General features: G+C 50.0%; 1 protein-coding gene and 1 pseudogene. Both read right to left on the bottom strand.

Annotation, left to right across the window (positions count from 1 at the left end; all coding sequences use genetic code 11):
- Window positions 1-590 (bottom strand): hypothetical protein (locus HT737_RS30195; protein ID WP_182404653.1); only part of this gene is annotated, 590 nt, incomplete at its 3' end.
- Between the two features lie 30 nt (window positions 591-620).
- Window positions 621-972 (bottom strand): annotated as a pseudogene (locus HT737_RS30190) (hypothetical protein); the annotation flags it as partial.

The raw sequence follows: 972 nt of genomic DNA, 5'->3' as shown, positions 1-972 counted from the left end.
CGATGATTCGCCTTCAGTTGTTCAAGCAATGGCTTGATTCGATCAATGAATGTCAGCTTTTCGAACTCGGCAATGGCCAGATTCAGAACGGTTTCATCGTCTTTCAATTCGGCCAGCGGGATTTTCTCGGCGTCGTACTCTTGGGTCAGACTGATTTTGGCCGCAGCCAATTCTTCAAGTCGGAAACGATTGTTGCTGATGGCGATGCTCTGCACGCCGAACACACCGTTGTGCAGTGAAGCGTGCAACCTGGTCATGTGTTCAGCGCATAGCTTGATCAGTTGCGTGACGATGTGCGAATACTGCTGGCGTGCTTTTTCAACCTGAGCACTCGGTTCACTGGCGTTGAGGCTGGCCAGTGCCTGCAGGTTTTCGTTCAGGTCGTCGGTCTCCAGCGCTGTAATTGCCGAAGTGAAGATATTCGCGGCCGTAAGATCAAGGTCGCTGACGGCGGCATTCAAAGCGATCAACTCATCGCTCAAGGCTTTGATATACAGGTTGGCAGAGCCAACGAGCGCTTGATAACGAATTGCCTCGCGGCTTTCTTGAATACGGCCGAGGTCAGGCTGGGCGTAAATAAGGTTGGTCATGATGAATATTTCCTGAATGATTGGATGGTGTCAGTCGAATGCGTGGATGAGTTGATTCGCGTTGGCTTGAACGGTTTTCCAGTTTTTAATAACAATCTTGAAACTGGAGACAAAACTTCTGAGGGTCAGAAATTCGTGCATACCCATGACTTTATTTTGCGAAGCATTGATGTAGTCAGTAATGGAGATCCATAGCGTCTCCAGTTGCGAGGTACTCTGGATGGCTCCTTCGACATACAGCGACATGCTGTCCAGACCCGACTGGAATTCCAGAAGCGTGCCGGCCAGGATGTTGGTTTGTTTGATCTGCTCCGCGAGTTGATCTCGCTGGGCGATCAATGGGCGTAAATGGGTACTCTGCTGAAGTTCGAGCGTTTTGTAA

The organism is Pseudomonas sp. MD195_PC81_125 (assembly GCF_014060985.1).
GTDB lineage: Bacteria > Pseudomonadota > Gammaproteobacteria > Pseudomonadales > Pseudomonadaceae > Aquipseudomonas > Aquipseudomonas parakoreensis.
This window is presented reverse-complemented; position numbering and strand designations above follow the sequence as displayed.